General features: G+C 53.0%; 13 protein-coding genes. 7 read left to right on the top strand and 6 right to left on the bottom strand.

Annotation, left to right across the window (positions count from 1 at the left end):
• The 4 genes from AC2FIB_RS00290 to AC2FIB_RS00305 all read left to right on the top strand — a co-directional run bounded on the left by AC2FIB_RS00290 (position 1) and on the right by AC2FIB_RS00305 (position 3579).
• Positions 1-1143 carry an ABC transporter ATP-binding protein gene (locus tag AC2FIB_RS00290; protein ID WP_058280801.1) on the top strand — a complete coding sequence of 381 codons (1143 nt, stop codon included), beginning with the start codon at positions 1-3 and terminating at the stop codon, positions 1141-1143.
• Complete coding sequence (locus AC2FIB_RS00295; protein ID WP_496841454.1) at positions 1140-2102, top strand: ABC transporter permease subunit; 963 nt, start codon at positions 1140-1142, stop codon at positions 2100-2102. Before AC2FIB_RS00290 ends, AC2FIB_RS00295 begins: the two co-directional genes overlap by 4 nt.
• A complete protein-coding gene (locus AC2FIB_RS00300; protein ID WP_496841455.1) occupies positions 2103-2945 on the top strand; it encodes an ABC transporter permease subunit in 843 nt (280 codons plus the stop codon).
• 70 nt (positions 2946-3015) lie between these two features.
• The gene (locus AC2FIB_RS00305) at positions 3016-3579 is read left to right on the top strand and encodes a TetR/AcrR family transcriptional regulator (protein WP_496841456.1); all 564 of its coding nucleotides are present in this window, start codon (positions 3016-3018) and stop codon (positions 3577-3579) included.
• Positions 3580-3604: 25 nt separating this feature from the next.
• Here the strand turns inward: AC2FIB_RS00305 and AC2FIB_RS00310 are convergent, their stop codons facing one another.
• Positions 3605-6064, bottom strand: a complete 2460-nt coding sequence (locus tag AC2FIB_RS00310; protein ID WP_496737458.1) for a GcvT family protein — start codon at positions 6062-6064, stop codon at positions 3605-3607.
• Positions 6065-6251: 187 nt separating this feature from the next.
• Here AC2FIB_RS00310 and AC2FIB_RS00315 point away from each other — a divergent pair, with 187 nt between their 5' ends.
• A complete protein-coding gene (locus AC2FIB_RS00315; RefSeq protein ID WP_496737460.1) occupies positions 6252-7031 on the top strand; it encodes a methyltransferase domain-containing protein in 780 nt (259 codons plus the stop codon).
• Between the two features lie 33 nt (positions 7032-7064).
• Here AC2FIB_RS00315 and AC2FIB_RS00320 read toward each other — a convergent pair whose 3' ends face one another.
• Genes AC2FIB_RS00320 through AC2FIB_RS00335 form a run of 4 tightly spaced genes read right to left on the bottom strand, consistent with a single transcriptional unit; the run spans position 7065 to position 12796 of the window.
• On the bottom strand, positions 7065-8444 hold the full coding sequence (locus tag AC2FIB_RS00320) for an aminotransferase (RefSeq protein ID WP_496841457.1): 1380 nt from the start codon (positions 8442-8444) through the stop codon (positions 7065-7067).
• Positions 8445-8457: 13 nt separating this feature from the next.
• Entirely contained in the window at positions 8458-9633 is a 1176-nt protein-coding gene (locus AC2FIB_RS00325; protein ID WP_496841458.1) for an aminomethyl transferase family protein, read from the bottom strand.
• A complete protein-coding gene (locus AC2FIB_RS00330; protein ID WP_496737465.1) occupies positions 9630-11162 on the bottom strand; it encodes a phytoene desaturase family protein in 1533 nt (510 codons plus the stop codon). The genes AC2FIB_RS00325 and AC2FIB_RS00330 overlap by 4 nt, the downstream gene beginning before the upstream one ends.
• Entirely contained in the window at positions 11159-12796 is a 1638-nt protein-coding gene (locus AC2FIB_RS00335; protein ID WP_496737467.1) for a phytoene desaturase family protein, read from the bottom strand. Before AC2FIB_RS00335 ends, AC2FIB_RS00330 begins: the two co-directional genes overlap by 4 nt.
• A gap of 139 nt (positions 12797-12935) precedes the next feature.
• Between AC2FIB_RS00335 and AC2FIB_RS00340 the strand changes: the two genes are divergently transcribed.
• A complete protein-coding gene (locus tag AC2FIB_RS00340) occupies positions 12936-13574 on the top strand; it encodes a TetR family transcriptional regulator C-terminal domain-containing protein (RefSeq protein ID WP_170477235.1) in 639 nt (212 codons plus the stop codon).
• 78 nt (positions 13575-13652) lie between these two features.
• Positions 13653-14954, top strand: coding sequence for an MATE family efflux transporter (locus AC2FIB_RS00345; RefSeq protein WP_496737468.1), 1302 nt, complete (start codon positions 13653-13655; stop codon positions 14952-14954).
• Between the two features lie 21 nt (positions 14955-14975).
• Here the strand turns inward: AC2FIB_RS00345 and AC2FIB_RS00350 are convergent, their stop codons facing one another.
• Positions 14976-15422 carry an NAD(P)/FAD-dependent oxidoreductase gene (locus AC2FIB_RS00350; RefSeq protein WP_496841460.1) on the bottom strand — a complete coding sequence of 149 codons (447 nt, stop codon included), beginning with the start codon at positions 15420-15422 and terminating at the stop codon, positions 14976-14978.
• Positions 15423-15462 lie beyond the last annotated feature (40 nt).

Genomic DNA, 15462 nt, shown 5'->3' on the forward strand with positions numbered 1-15462 from the left:
TTGACTGTTTCCACAACTGTCAGTGCAGCACCTTGGCTCGAGCAAAAAGAGCAGCAACCCCTAGTTCAAATCAGAGGTGTGACCAAGAAATACGGTGAAGTGACTGCCGTCGATAACGTCGATCTGGACATCTACAAGGGAGAGTTATTCTGCCTTCTGGGTGGATCGGGATGCGGAAAGTCGACACTGCTTAGAATGCTTGCAGGGTTTGAGGATTTGAATGCGGGCATGATCACGATCGACGGTGTTGATATGGCCGATGTGCCAGCCTACGAACGTCCTACTAACATGATGTTCCAAAGCTATGCGTTGTTCCCGCATATGACCGTCGAAAAAAATGTGGCCTTCGGGTTGGAGCAGGACCATGTCCCCAAGTTCGACTTAGCTGACAGGGTTCACGACATCCTTAAGCTCGTTGAGCTGGAAGATTTCAAAAAAAGAAAACCCAAGCAATTGTCTGGCGGACAACGTCAGCGGGTCGCGTTGGCGCGGGCCTTAGTCAAGCGCCCCAAACTGCTGCTCTTGGATGAACCTTTGGCTGCGCTTGACAAAAAACTGCGTAAGCAAACGCAGTTTGAGCTCGCCAACATTCAGGACAAGGTCGGTGTCACGTTTATCGTTGTGACACACGATCAGGAAGAAGCAATGACCTTGTCCTCGAGAATGGCTGTCATGGACGCGGGTCGTTTCAAGCAGATTGGTACGCCAACAGAGATCTATGAGTTCCCTGAATCCCGCTTTGTCGCTGACTTCATCGGGTCAGCAAATATCTTTGAGGGCAGGGTAACCGAGGACGGCGCAGACCATGTTCGGGTTGAGACCGGGTTCTGCGAAGTTTTTGTTGATCACGGTCATTCGGTGAAGGTTGGCAGCAGGATTTGGGTTGCGCTGAGGCCGGAGAAAATTCGACTTGAGAAATCGGATGAGGTTGCTGAAGGCCCTAACCAGACATCGGCAATTATCGACGACGTTGGGTATTTGGGAGAGACATCGATCTACAAGGTAAGGCTTCCCAATGATGAAGTCTTCGACGTCACTATGCCCAACCAATCTCGTCCGACGCATGCCACACAGCGAATAACTTGGGAAGACAAGGTGAAAATCAGCTGGGATCCGTCTAGCGCCATGTTGCTCCACTCATGACAGATTTCACGGAGGATATGCCTGAACCGCTTCCGGTTAAACAACTGCCGATATCACGCCAATTCTTGCGGCGTATACAAAACAGGTGGCGACAGATCGTTACCGTTGTGCCGTTCCTCTGGCTACTCGTTTTCTTCCTAGCGCCGTTCTTTATTGTCGCCAAAATAAGCTTGGCCGAACTGGCGATTGCAAGCCCTCCATTTACCAGTTTGATTGAGTGGACGGGCGACTGGATCATGACGATCCGTCTTGTGTTCGACAATTTTATCTACATCTGGGAAGACAGCCTATACTTTGACACTTATGCCAATTCTCTCAAGATTTCAGTGACCTCCACGTTCTTATGCCTCTTGTTTGGTTATCCCATCGCCTACGCAATTGTACGATCGGGGCCAGTTGCAAAACCGCTATTGTTGTTCGCAATAATTCTTCCGTTTTGGACGTCGTTCCTGTTGCGGGTCTATTCGTGGATGGGGTTGCTTGCGGATCACGGCACGATCAACAATCTTCTGATAGCGCTGGGTATAATCGACGAGCCAATCCGCATGCTGTACACGGAATTCGCCGTCTATATCGGGATCGTCTATACCTATATGCCATTCATGATCCTGCCGCTCTATGCGAATATGGAGAAGTTGGACAACAGTCTGAACGAAGCGGCTGCCGATCTTGGGTCCAGGCCAACGAACACGTTTTTCAAAATCACTTTGCCGCTAACGATGCCCGGTATTGTCGCTGGTTCGTTGTTGGTCTTTATCCCCGCGACCGGGGAGTACGTTATCCCCGACCTGTTGGGGGGCGGGAACGTGCAGATGATTGGTCGGGTTCTCTACAACGAGTTCTCTAGAAACAGTGATTGGCCGGTCGCTGCGGCAGTGGCGATTGTTCTGCTTATGATTCTGGTGCTGCCCATCATGGTGTTCCAGCACTACCAGGGCAAAGCATCGGAGGAGCAATAAATGTACGCCAAACGCTCCCGCTTTTTGACCATCATGCTGACCTTGGGATTGGCATTCTTTTACATCCCGATGATCCTGTTGGTCATTTACTCATTCAACTACTCCAAACTCGTGCCTGTTTGGGGAGGATGGTCCCTGCGTTGGTACAAGGAGCTCTTCCAATCTGCCGAAGTCTGGAGTGCTGTTTCACTCAGTCTTCAGATTTCTGTGGTGAATGCTACTTTTGCGACAGCGCTCGGCACCTTGGCGGGGCTTGCTATGGTGCGCTTTGGGCGGTTCAAGGGGCGGACGTTGTTTGGTGGTATGTTGGTCGCTCCTTTGGTGATGCCCGAGGTGATAACCGGATTGTCTTTGTTGGTTTTCTTTATTTCCCTGAACCAGCTGATCGGATGGCCGGCAGAACGTGGTTTTGCGACGATTACGATCGCGCATATTACCTTTTCAATGGCTTACGTGGCGGTGACAATTCAGGCGCGTTTGACCGGCGTGGGGCAAACTTTGGAAGAAGCTGCCGCCGATCTTGGAGCAAAACCGTTCAAAGTTCTGACTGCCATCACAATCCCCCAGCTGACACCAGCCCTTATTTCCGGTTGGCTATTGGCATTTACTCTGTCTCTCGATGACCTGGTCATAGCAAGTTTTGTCACTGGCCCAGGTGCAAATACCTTGCCAATTTTGATATTTTCGCGCATTCGACTAGGCCTCAGGCCGGATATTAATGCACTGGCGACCATCATGATCCTTGTGATCGCCATTTGTGTCGCTATCGCAGCTATCGTTATGTTCCGGCAACAAAGGGCGGATTTGCTGGACAGGCAGATGGCCGAACGAGAGGAGAGTTGAATTGGAGACGCATGAGCTTCAGAAAAAACGACGCACCGAACCTCCTGAAGTTCGTCGCTTGCAGTTGATTATGGCTGCCATAGACTCGATCTCGAAGCGCGGGTTTTCTGACACGACGCTTAAACATGTGACCGAAGCTGCCAATCTGTCCCATGGCGTTGTGAACTATCACTTCGACAGCAAGGAAGCACTGTATGACGCTGCGCTGGGTTTCCTTGCACAAGAACACTATGAGAATTGGCTAAAATCCTACGACGCCGCGGAACCTACAGCCGCACATAGGCTGGTTGCCATCATTCGAGCGGATTTTGACAAAAGCATCTGCACCCACAAGCGCCTGGCTGTCTGGTTTGCTTTCTGGGGGCAGGCGAAGTATCGTCCTAATTATATGAAAATACACAATAAATACGACAACGAAAGGTACGACCGAATTCTGCAACTGTGTGGTGAATTGATCGCCGATGGTGGTTATGACGATCTCGATCCGGAAAAAACAGCCCGGGCTGTAGAGGCGATGTCAGATGGGGCCTGGCTCAGCTTAATGTTGTATCCCAAAGTGGCTGATCGTCGGGAATTCAGGGATGTCTGCATGCTTTCGCTGTCGCGGTATTTCCCAAAACACTTTCCAGTCTGAGCTAAAAGCATCCAACAAAAGTACTTCAGCACTTTATCTTGTGCATGCCGGGGTCATAAAGCGGCTTTAACGAGGCAGTCGCATCGTATTTCTCGTCTGCAATTTCGATCTGCCATTGCCCCGCTGCGACTACGTCAGCAGTCAACGGCCCTTCGGTTTCTGCAAAACCAATACCGACTGCGGCGCCGAGTGTGTGGCCATATCCGCCAACCTGAATATATCCGGCTTCCTTGCCGTTTAGGTAAATCATCTCGTTGCCGTACATGAGAGGCTCTGGGTCTTTGAGCAGAAACTGCAACATTCGGTTCTTGGGCGTGCCTTTTGCTTTGATCGCGGCTAGTGCTTCCCTGCCGATGAAGCCACCGGGTTTATCCAATTTAACGGCAAAGCCAAGACCGGCCTCAATCGGGTTGTCTGTGTTGTCCACATCAATTCCGAAGTCACGGTAAGCCTTCTCGAGTCGCAGGGAATTAAGGGTCTGCATTCCGGCATTGCGAACGCCCAAATAACGACCTGCTTCCATAATCAGATCGTAGGTCTGTACTGCCTGAGTGGCAGGCACGTGAAGCTCCCAGCCCAGTTCGCCGATAAAGGTCACGCGATAGGCCGTAACTACGGCGTACCCGATGTCGATTTCTCGAGCAGTCATGAAGGGAAAACCTTCATCGGACAAATCAGCACCAGATATTCTGCTCAAAAGTTCGCGTGACTTTGGACCATGAACGTTGATCTGGCAGCGCCCTGCGGTGATGTCTGAAATAACAACGTTCTCGTTGTTCAGGATGTGCCGTCGCATGCGCATCTCGGTATGACCCGCCGAGTTTTCTCCCACGATGACCCAGTATTTCTGATCGGATAGCCGGGTAACTGTAAGGTCAGCCTCAAACCCACCTCGTTCATTTACCCAGGCCGTGTAGACGACACGACCGGGTTCAACATCAACGTCATTGCAAGAAAGGCGAGAGAGAAGGGCGCATGCGTCTGGGCCTTCGACGCTGAAACACGCCATTGATGTCATGTCCATTACGATGACATCCTCGCGTGCTGCCTTATGTTCTTCAGCGTGCCAATCAAACCAATTTTGGCGATACCAACTGTATTCCTCGACCTTGGCTTGTTCGGGTGTCGGAGCAAACCAATCAGGTTGTTCCCATCCATTTCCTTCGCCGAAAAAGGCTCCGGCCTGCTTGAGGCGGTCATACAGCACTGAACGCTTAACGTTCCTTGCCGTTTTGTAGTTTTCGTTATGGTAGTGCTGGCCAAACAGCTTTCCGAGCAACTCAGGTGTCCTGTCGCGTCGAAAGGCCGGTGTTGCCATTTCACGGGAGAAACGATTGACGTTGATACCGGTGACATCGATTGGCGGCAAACCGTCCACCATCCAATGGGCCAGCACCATTCCTGTGCCTGCACCGTTCAGGATGCCAAGTGAGTTCATCCCACATGCAACCCAAAGATTGCGCAGTTCAGGCGTTGGGCCAACAAGCGGCGCAAGATCAGGTGTAAAGCTTTCTGGTCCGCAGAATAGTTTTTTAACGCCGTAGTTCATGGTGTCTGGCATGCGCGAATAGGCCTTCTCCAGGTCGGGCCCAACACGTTCCCAGTCTGGCTCGATCTCTCCAAATTGCCATTCATCTGGGATACCATCGAGCTTCCAAGCTGCCGCTCCGGGCTCAAAGAGCCCTAACATCATCCCGCCGACCTCTTCACGGTAATACGTGTACGTGGAAGGGTCTTCGAGAACGGGCAGATCGCGGGGTAGGCCCGGGATACTTTCCGTTATCAGATAGTAGTGTTCAGCCGCCTGGAGGGGTAGATTTACACCGTGTTTTGCACCCAGTTGGCGAGACCACATGCCACCACAGATCACAACATTTTCCGCTATTATGGTGTGACCACTTGCGGTGCGGACCCCTGTCGCGGTACCGTTACTGGCCAAAATCTCTTCAACCCGCACGCCTTCGTGGAAACGTGCGCCTCTGTTTTTGGCTCCCTTGGTCAGAGACATTGTCACGTCCACAGGGTTAGCCCGACCGTCCTCGGGAATTAGGAATGCTCCAACGACGTCTGATAGGTTCGCAATAGGGAACATCTCCTGCGCTTCTCTTACCGAGACTTCATGATTGTTTATCCCAAAACGCCGCATGAAGGCTGCGACACGGCGCATCTCATGCAGGCGTTCCTCGTTGGTTGCAATTTGCAGATATCCAACGTCGCGGAAACCTGTGGATATACCGGTTTCCTTCTCTAGGTTTGCATAAAGGTCCCGTCCATGCGTGTAGATGGCGCACTCAGCTTCCGACTTGAGAAGGCCGGCTACAATCAGACCTGCAGCGTGCCAAGTGGTTCCTGATGTCAGCTGTCCCTGTTCCAGAACTACGACATCGGTATGGCCGAGCTTAGTAAGGTGGTAGGCCGTGTTCGCGCCGATAGATCCCCCGCCAATGATCACGGTTTGGACATGCGTCGGAAGGAGGTCGTCCATGGCAAGAAATTCCTATCTTAGCGTTCATTTCTCCGAATATCACTCAATACGACTAGTGTCTATTGACTGAATGATCATTCAATTAAGATAATATCACTGACCTTCGATTTCGCATTAAAGCTTGTCTGAGCAGGGAGAAAAGGCTTCACTACAGTGATTGACTGACAATCAGATGCGGGGAAATCCTATGTCAGACGAAATTCTATATGATCGACAGGTGATCAACTTTCTGGAGGAGCTTTGGGGGGAGGGGTTTCTTTCACCTGGGGGCCCTGAAGAAGTTGCTCGAGTTGTTGAGGGGATGGATCTGAGGGATAAGCATATCCTCGATATTGGCTGTGGTTCTGGGGCTATCGCGGTGTTGATGGCACAGGAACTCGGCGCTGCCAATGTGACCGGCATTGATGTAGAGGCCCCAGTATGCGCAGCTGCGAGAGACCGAGTTAGGCGGGCAGGTCTGGAAGGAAAGATCGAAATCATAGAGTTCACCCCAGGTCCAATGCCATTCGAAGACAGTACTTTTGACGTCGTGTTTTCGAAGGACTCGATCATCCATATCCCCGACAAAGTAGCGATGGCAGCGGAAGCGTATCGCGTGCTTAAACCGGGTGGTCATTTCGCGGCTTCTGACTGGTTGACCAATCACGACGGGGAAATGTCACCCGAGATGGCGCACTACGTAAAGATGGAAGCCTTGGAGTTTCAGATGGCGTCGCCCTCTAAGTACCGTGCTGCCATGGAGTTGGCGGGCTTTGAAGACGTAGAGTTGGTCAATCGCAACCCTTGGTATGCTCAGGTATCCGCTGCGGAACTTGAGGAATTGACCGGACCAAACCGCGCCGACTGGGAAGCCCGGCATGGAGCGGAGTTTATCGAGCACCAGATCGAGATCTGGGACACTATGCAGCCCGTGCTAAAAACCGGAGAGCATTGCCCACATCACATCCGTGGTCGGAAACCAGCCTGATCTAACTGGCTCCTTGTCTTAGCGCGTTGACTGTTATGCGTCGTAGTCCTTGCTGACCTGCGCCATACCAGCCTCCATGATGTCGAACATTTCGTCTATCTGCGAGGGAGATATGATCAGAGGGGGCGAGAACACGGCCATGTTTCCAAACGGGCGCAAGAGCAATCCCATCTCCTCGCACGCATCGTCCAGTTTCTGCCCAAACTTCACATGTGCTTCGTAACTCTCGGCGTTCAGTCCGGGGCGACATTCTATGCACCCAAGGAGCCCGTCACCGCGCACATCCCCAACTATCGGAAACTTTTCTTTAATTTGATGTAGGCGGTCCTGGAAATGCGGTGTGACGCGTTGAACGTGTCCTAGAATGTCCTCGCGCTCCATGATTTCGATATTTTTGATTGCAGCCGCGCAACTCACAGGGTGTCCGGAGTATGTATAGCCGTTGTAGAAAACATCGTCGCCCGGTGCGTCTGAAATGCGTTTCATTACAGCGTCCGAGATTATGCAGGCGCCCAGCGGCAGATAGCCCGAGGTCAAACCTTTTGCGCAGGTAATAATGTCGGGGACTATGCCAAAGACGTCTTCTGAGGCGAACCAATGGCCCAACCTGCCGAAGCCGGTTACGACTTCATCCGAAATGTACAGAATGTCGTTTGCCCGGCAGATTTCGAGCGTGCGCTTATGATAGCCCGGAGGTGGAACGATCACGCCACCGGAACACAGGATCGGTTCGGCGATAAAGGCGGCAATACGGTCGGCGCCTACGTCAGCAATCAGGTTTTCTAGGTCGGCGACTTTAGCGTCGCACCAGGCATCAACACTCATGCCTTCCGGCCGGTGGTAGGGATTCACGTCGGGAAGGAAACGCACCAGATCCTGAGCTTTTTCAAAGCTTGTTTCGAAGCGCTCTTTCCCAGTGACAGTCGCGGCGAGAAAAGTGGATCCATGGTAGCCTTTTTCCCGGCCCATCACGATCCTCTTCTCCGGCCGGCCAAGCCGTTTGTTCATAAAAAGCGCGGTCCGCAGCGCGGTATCAACGGCCGTAGACCCACCGGTAGTGAAGTGCACGGTGTTCAGATCGCCCGGTGTGCGTTCTGCGATCATGCGCGCCAAAATAGCCGCGGGTTCAGTCGTAAACGACCACGGCGACGCGTAAGGCATCTTCATAACCTGTTGGGAAATGGTATCAGCCATCTCTTGACGCCCGTATCCGATCTGTGTGCACCACATACCGCCGGGGCCATCAATATATCGCTTCCCGGCAGCATCCCAAAGGTAGATACCATCCGCTGTATTTACTCGCATGTATTCGTCGGATCCAAAGCCCTCGGTTCCGGCCCAAGGATGTAGGTGATGGTCGCGATCCCAAGCGACAAGGTCGCCGTCGGTTGGTGTATTGCCTAGAGTATTCACGTCTGCTTCTCCGTTAGGTATGGGCCGGTGGCGTGGCACGTGCGCGGTGCGGTGCGAAAAAGGCTTTGGTGACAGGTGTAAGGCGCGCCATCCTGGTGTCCCATTTGCCTTCTTGCAGAGTGTAAATTTCCGCCTTTAAGCCGGATGACCGGCCTGCATCCGGCATACGGACATGTGCCAACGCTATGTTGCGTTTGGCGGTCGGCGACCATATTCCGGACGTTATGTGCCCAACTTCTTTTTTGCGTCGGTTGTAGATCAATGACCCTTCTGAGGGTTTGAATCCTTCAACGTCGAAACGCATGAGCAGGCTTCTTGGAGTTTCTCGCTTGGACAGCAGCTCTCGCCGACCATTGAAATGACCTTTGTTGAAGTCGACTAGCCGGCCAAGACCAAGTTCGAAGGGGGTTTGTCCCCGATGCAATCGCTCGGTTGCATGAACTGGTTGAAAGTCCACGCCTGAGGTCAGAAACCCCGCTTCGATGCGGGCCAAATTTACAGCTTCGTAGCCAATCGCGCGCAATCCCTGATGTGCGCCACCTGTCCAAATACGGTCCCAAAGCGCTTCTGCTTCGTCCCAGTCGCACCAGAGTTCATAGCCCAGATCACCGGTAAAACCCGTCCGCGAAGTCATGAGATCATGGTCAACGTGAGCAAGATCGAATGGCTTCAGCTGGCTGACATCTAAGCCGGCGGCCTCCAAAACTGCATAGGAGGTCGGGCCCTGTAACGAAAGCCCAGAGATACTGTGAGTTTCGTCGACGACTGAAACGTCAAAACCCCAAGCCGCGTCGAGTAGCCATGTCAGCATTTGTTCCTGACAGCAAAGGCGCCAATCGTTGTCGCCAAGGTGGAAAAGGGTCCCGTCATCGATGACCATACCCTCTTCATCACACCAGATTGCGTACCCCACGCGACCAACTCCGATTTTTCGGATGTCCCGTGTCACTAGGCGATTGAGCATCGTTGTCGTATCCGGCCCAGTCAATCGGTACTTGTGCATTGGTGAGATGTCGAACAAGGATGCCTGATTGCGTAGCGCGAAGTACTCGAACTCGACACTGTCCAGCACGCCCGGGGCGGCATAACCCGCCCAATCGTACCAATTTTGCGCGCGATTTTGCTCTTCGAGTCTTTTGTGAAACGGTCCGGGGATCAAACCTAGTTTCGGATCGGTGAAGATGCTCATGCCTGTGCCTCCAGCGCCGCCAGCGCAGCATTGCGACCAGCGAGCCCCATGACATCACCGCCGGGGTGCGTTGCCGCACCACATTGGAACAGCCCCTTCGGCCCCATGGAATATCTGGCCATCCCGTTCGCGGGCCGAAGTGTCAGCAGTTGGTCCAATGACATTTCCGCATGGTGCCAATGGCCCCTTGGTGCGCCGGTCGCGCTTTCGATTTGATCCGGTGTTATGACCTGTTTACCAGAGATTTGATCGCCCAAGCCGGGCAGGGCACGGCTAAGAGTTTCAACTGTGATTTGCGCAAGCTGTTCTTTGGCAGTCTCAGTCCAACCGCCTTCAATGTCAGATGGCGCATATTGCACTATGGTTGACAGCCAGTTTGCCCCATCGGCTGTCTGCATTTTGAAGGCTTCAATTACCGGTGCTTTAGACATTTGACGATACTTAGCTGGATTGAACGCAGCTTCGATGTACTCCACAGAAGGGGCATAGATCAGTCGTTCGCGGGCTAGTTCGCTAGGCAGGCCGGGCAGGGTGGCGTCGTCTTTTAACCGTAGGTTGACCTTAGCCGCTGTTCCACGAGCTCGAATATTTCGAACTCGCCGCATTGCTTCGATGTCAAAAGCAGAGGGTCCGGTCATTCGGCTTGTTAGTCTTGGAGCAAGGTTGCTGAGCACAATGGGGGCGGTCAAAGTTCGTCCATCGTTAGTTGCCACTCCGGAGACTGTGTCGTCGTGCAACATAATGCGAGACACCTCAGTTTCCGGCATCAGCACGCACCCCGCCTTTTGTGCTGATTCAACCATCAAATCGGTCAGCGCGGACATCCCACCTGCTGGTTGTGTGATGTTACCTCCGTGGCCAAGCCGATAAATCAGATTGAACACGGTGCCCGGAGATCTTGGACCGGTGGCTGACCCCCAGATTGCATCAGCAGCAAGCATTCCAGCCACCGGTCCTTCCGGCAAGCCATCAAGTACAATGTCGTGGACATTGGACAAAACGACCTGCAAGAAACGCCGCATCTCGGATTTTCCAAGCTTTTTCAATCCGATGCTCAGTTTTGCCAGGCGCAAAAGCTCATTCAGCCCACCCCGCGAAAGGATGGCTTTTTGACCGCCGGGTGGTGGGGCCTCGGCGAGTTGGCGCAAAATGCCTCCATACGTAATCAACTGCTGTTTCAGATCGGTCCAGGCGTCGGATTCCGGGTGTTTTGCCCCCTCGCTCCAAAAAACGCCTTCGTTCTTGAAGACGATATGCCGCCCATCCTCAGACAAAGAAACCGTGGAGACAGGTTTGCCGGACAGGACAGGGTGTTGAGGATCTATGCCGATGTCACTCAAGACCCGCGGGCTCAGGTTATATAGCGAATGGGCCAGAGGCGGGCCGCCATCCACGGAATAAGACGCCATGCCGCCGAACCTGTTGGATTTCTCAATGATACAGACATTCTTGCCGCGTCGACTAAGGAGTGTTCCGGCAACCAGACCGTTAACACCGCCGCCAATGACAATCGCATCAAATTGGCTCATGCGGCATACCCCTTCATTCGGCCATGCCGTGTTTCGTGCCTCAGGATTGCGCGGGCAGCGTTTGCACCAGGTGCTCCCATAACCCCTCCGCCCGGATGGGCGGACGAACCGCACAGATAAAGCCCCTTAATAGGTAGGCTGTACTGAGACCAACCCGGGACTGGCCGATTGAAGAAAAGCTGATCAAAAGTCAGTTCACCTTGGAAAATGTTGCCTTCCGTCAGACCGACCTCGCGTTCGATTTCCAATGGTGAACGCACTTCCATATGAACAATGCGCTCGCGAATGTCTGGGCACGCCACAGACATCTGGTCGAGTACAGTTTCTGCCATCGCACTGCGCTGCTTTTCGTCCCAATTCTCTGCTGATCTAACGCCGTCGACTTCTAGATCATAAGGCGCATATTGGACGAAAACCGTCATCATGTGGGCACCTGTCGGAGCCATAGTCGGATCAATCTGGCTGGGGATTAGCATGTCGATATAAGGCTTTTCCGACCAGCGCCCGACTTTCCAATCATCATAGGCCTTTTCAAGTTCAAAGAGGCTTTGCGACACATGCAAATCACCCCTGAGGAAGCTGGTGTGCTCGGGTGCTGCAGGGAAATTTGGAAAGCGATCAAGCGCGATGTTTAGTTTCGCCGAAGAGCCACGAATTTTGAAGTTTCGCACCGCCTTGGTGAAATTATCCGGCAACTCGGCCGCGTCAATATGGTGCAGAATTGTGCGTTTGATATCCATATTGGAGGCAACGACAGGGGCATAAAAAACCTTGCCGTCCTCGAGAGCAACGCCTTCAACGCGTCCATTTTTGCTGAGGATTTTCTCAATCCCCGAACCTGTGTGGATCGTACCGCCGTGATCCTTGAAAGAGGCTGCAATGGCATTCGAAATTGCACCCATCCCCCCACGCGCGAAACCCCATGCTCCGATGCCGCCGTCAATGTCACCCATGTAGTGGTGCAGCAGAACATAGGCCGTGCCGGGTGAGTACACCCCAAGTCCGGTACCGATAATGCCGGAGCCAGCCAAATGGGCCTTGATCAGGTCGTTTTCGAAATGCTCATCCAGAAAGTCACCAATGGACATTGTCCAGAATTTCAGTGTTTCGCCTAGCTCCCGACTGCCCAGCCCGTGTGCTTTTTTTACGAGATAAGCCAGTTCGCCGAGATCACGTGGGTGGAGAGACGCAGGGTCCGGTGCATCTCGAAGCAGAAATGGACGGATAAAACGGCATTGCCGCATGATGGCTTGCGAGTAACCGCGATAGGCGTCGGCATCTTTCGCAGAATGTCGCGCCATCTCGCGTTTAAGGGCGTTGTGATCGGAATAATAGGCGAAGTAATCCCCATCGCGCGTAAAGCTCGCGCCACCTTCATACGGAATAACCTGAAGTCCGTATTTCGGTAACTCGAGGTCCCGGGCAATCTCGCGTCGCAGAAGAGAGCAAACGTACGAGCAATTCGAGTACGTCCAACCATCGTGCAGCGAGCGGCTGACTGCAGCGCCTCCAATCCAGTCGTTCTTTTCGACCACCAAAACACGCATGCCGGCACGTGCCAAATAGGCGGCGGCAGTCAATCCGTTGTGACCAGCACCGGCCACAATAACGTCGTATCTGTTCTCAACCGTCAAATTTTTCCATCCCTTTCTCTCTCGTTTACAGATCAGGTTCGGGTTCGTAAAGTTTATTTGAGCGCTCAAATAAATTTCAAACTATTGACGCATCTTTTTTGCGCGCTGTAGATGGCTGTATTCGTAGAAGGAGCGGCAATTGGTCGAAGCAGATCGTAAACGTCCCCGCAAAGAGCGGAAGGAGAACGCAGATCGTCGTCGCCGACAGCTGCTGGACGCGGCTTGCCGCTCTATATTGGCGCATGGGTTGGCAAAAACGACGCTCGCAACGGTTGCGTCAGAAGCTGAGCTTTCTCAGGGTGTTGCGGCGTTTTACTTCAAGTCAAAGCTTGGTCTTCTGACCGAAGCTTTGCGCGACCTTTACCAGCGCTACGAAGATCACTGGACAGCTTCTTTAGAGCGAGCAGGGGATAAGCCCGCCGAAAAAATAAGGGCTCTGATAAAAGCTGATTTCCACCCTGATGCATGTGGTCCGGATGTCTTACCCCTTTGGTATGCGTTTTGGGGCGAGCTTCGATTTCAACTGCAGTACGATGAAGTTGCCGAGCATTTCGAAACACGTCGGAGAGAGACCTTGCGTGTAATCTGGAACGAATTGCTGCCCGACGATGAGGTCACTTCGCCAGATCAAATGGCTGAATGGATGGAGACATTGACAGATGGATATTGGCAACGATTGCATCTCGCTCCTCAAGGCCTGAGCCGAAAGCAGGCGGAACAGGCTGCCTGGGGTTGCCTTGTTCGCCTGGTCCCGGAATTACTTGGGGATACGGCTTAGTCAATTACGACTGAAAGGCCCAACAAAATGACGCACGTGCGGTTATCGCAGCAGCCTCGGCCATCTTGGAGCGCGATCTTGAAAGAGGCGCGTTACCTTGCGCGGCTTGCTCTTCCGATAGTTATCTCTCTTGCTGCAGCTGCTTTGATTGGCGTCGTTGACACCTTGATGGTGGCACCATTGGGAACGCTTCCTCTGGCGGCGGTCTCAATCACTGCCTCGGTGCTGATCATCTTTTATTCAGCGCTCTATGGCTTTGTTTCCGCAATTGGTGTGCGGATGGCTGAAGCCTTTGGAAAAACGAGTGAACGAGGGCTTGCATCGGCCACAAGCGCTGGGCTTAGCGTTTCGCTTGTCGTTGGTGTCGTTGGGGCTGCTGTAATGATCTGCCTCAAACCTGCCCTTTCCTGGATTGGGCAGCCGCCCGAAGTGGTCGGTCTGATTGGCGGCTACTGGATCGCGATGAGCCTCCTTTTGGTGCCCTTCACGATTTTCTATGCTTTGAAAGCCCTGTTTGACGCCATGAATCGCCCGTGGATTGGGGTTGGCCTCGCGTTCCTTGCGGTCGGTTTCAATATCCCTTCGAACTATGTTTTGATCCACGGGGTTGCTGGTTGGCCGGGTCTGGGTCTCGTCGGTGCCGGGATCGCTAGTCTGTTGTCCCAGATGGTACCGTTAATTATGGCATTCTTGATTCTGCGCGCGTGGAGAAAGAAGCAGGGTTTCCTAAAGGCCGCAGGTTTTGATTGGTCCGAGGTTAAGGCGCAGATCAAAGAAGGGTTCATTATTTCCGTTGGTTACTTAGGGGAGGGGGCAGCTTACGCAGTAGCTGGCCTTATGCTCGGTTGGTTCAGCGCAGCCGCGCTTGCCGCGCATCAAATCGTTTCTGCGGTCAGCGACGTCATTTACATGGTGCCATTGGGAGTTTCGATTGCGATTTCGATACGTGTAGCTCAGGCAGTTGGTGCGGATGAAAAAGAAAGGCTCAAGCCGATTGTGTTGGCGTCGCTGATGGTCGTTGTTGGTTGGATGGCTGTTGTCGTTACTGGTATTTTGATTGGCCGCGATCCTTTGGCCAATAGCCTTTCAGATGACCCAAAAGTCATTTCTCTCGCGATATCGATGTTCCTTGTGATTGCAGCAATGCAGATTGCAGATGGTGTGCAGGGGACAATGCTGGGTGCTTTCCGAGGCATGATGGACAACCATGTCCCCGTTGCCATCACCTTGATTGCATACTGGGTCTTTGCATTGCCGCTTGGATATGCGCTGGGCTTTTGGCTTGGGTTCGGCCCCAATGGAGTTTGGATTGGATACGGCTCAGGTCTCTCTTTGGCCGCTATCGCGTTGACCTATCGCTTTTTCTCCAAAAACCGCTAGGCGACGCTGTTTGCTGGCTTACTAAAGGCCCAACTTGTCTAAGAGTTTAAGGCGTAGGATTTCTGCTTCGACAAAAGTTTCTTTCGCGAACGCAAAAGGTAATGGTTCGAGGGGGGTAACCGGAAATTCCAGCTCGTCCGCTTTGGTTCCTATCGCCCATTTGGCGAGGACGCGCCCCATTGCCGTGGCGATGGCAACGCCGCGCCCATTGTATCCCAAACCTGTCATAACCCCCGGAGTGAGCTCATGCAGGTGTGGATAGTGATCTCTTGTCAGTGCAACAAAGCCGCCCCACTCGTATTCCCACTGAAATTCGGACAATTGGGGAAAAAGTTCGACAGAGATGCGTTTCAAACGTTCAATTTGTTTGAGAGTGGAGTTGTCGTTGTAGGTGCCGCGACCTCCCATTAGAAAGCGACCCTCCGCGTCTTGCCTGAAGTAAAGAAGTAGGCGTCGTGCGTCTGACAAAGCGTCGCCTTCTGGCAGAATTGTCTAGTGGACATTGTCG

This window comes from Ruegeria sp. YTSA072 (assembly GCF_059610285.1).

Excerpts from the sequence above, each read along its gene's own strand:
- AC2FIB_RS00305 (WP_496841456.1), top strand. The coding sequence starts at position 3,016 with ATGGCTGCCATAGACTCGATCTCGAAGCGCGGGTTTTCTGACACGACG.
- AC2FIB_RS00310 (WP_496737458.1), bottom strand. The coding sequence starts at position 6,064 with ATGGACGACCTCCTTCCGACGCATGTCCAAACCGTGATCATTGGCGGG.
- AC2FIB_RS00315 (WP_496737460.1), top strand. The coding sequence starts at position 6,252 with ATGTCAGACGAAATTCTATATGATCGACAGGTGATCAACTTTCTGGAG.
- AC2FIB_RS00325 (WP_496841458.1), bottom strand. The coding sequence starts at position 9,633 with ATGAGCATCTTCACCGATCCGAAACTAGGTTTGATCCCCGGACCGTTT.
- AC2FIB_RS00300 (WP_496841455.1), top strand. The coding sequence starts at position 2,103 with ATGTACGCCAAACGCTCCCGCTTTTTGACCATCATGCTGACCTTGGGA.
- AC2FIB_RS00330 (WP_496737465.1), bottom strand. The coding sequence starts at position 11,162 with ATGAGCCAATTTGATGCGATTGTCATTGGCGGCGGTGTTAACGGTCTG.
- AC2FIB_RS00295 (WP_496841454.1), top strand. The coding sequence starts at position 1,140 with ATGACAGATTTCACGGAGGATATGCCTGAACCGCTTCCGGTTAAACAA.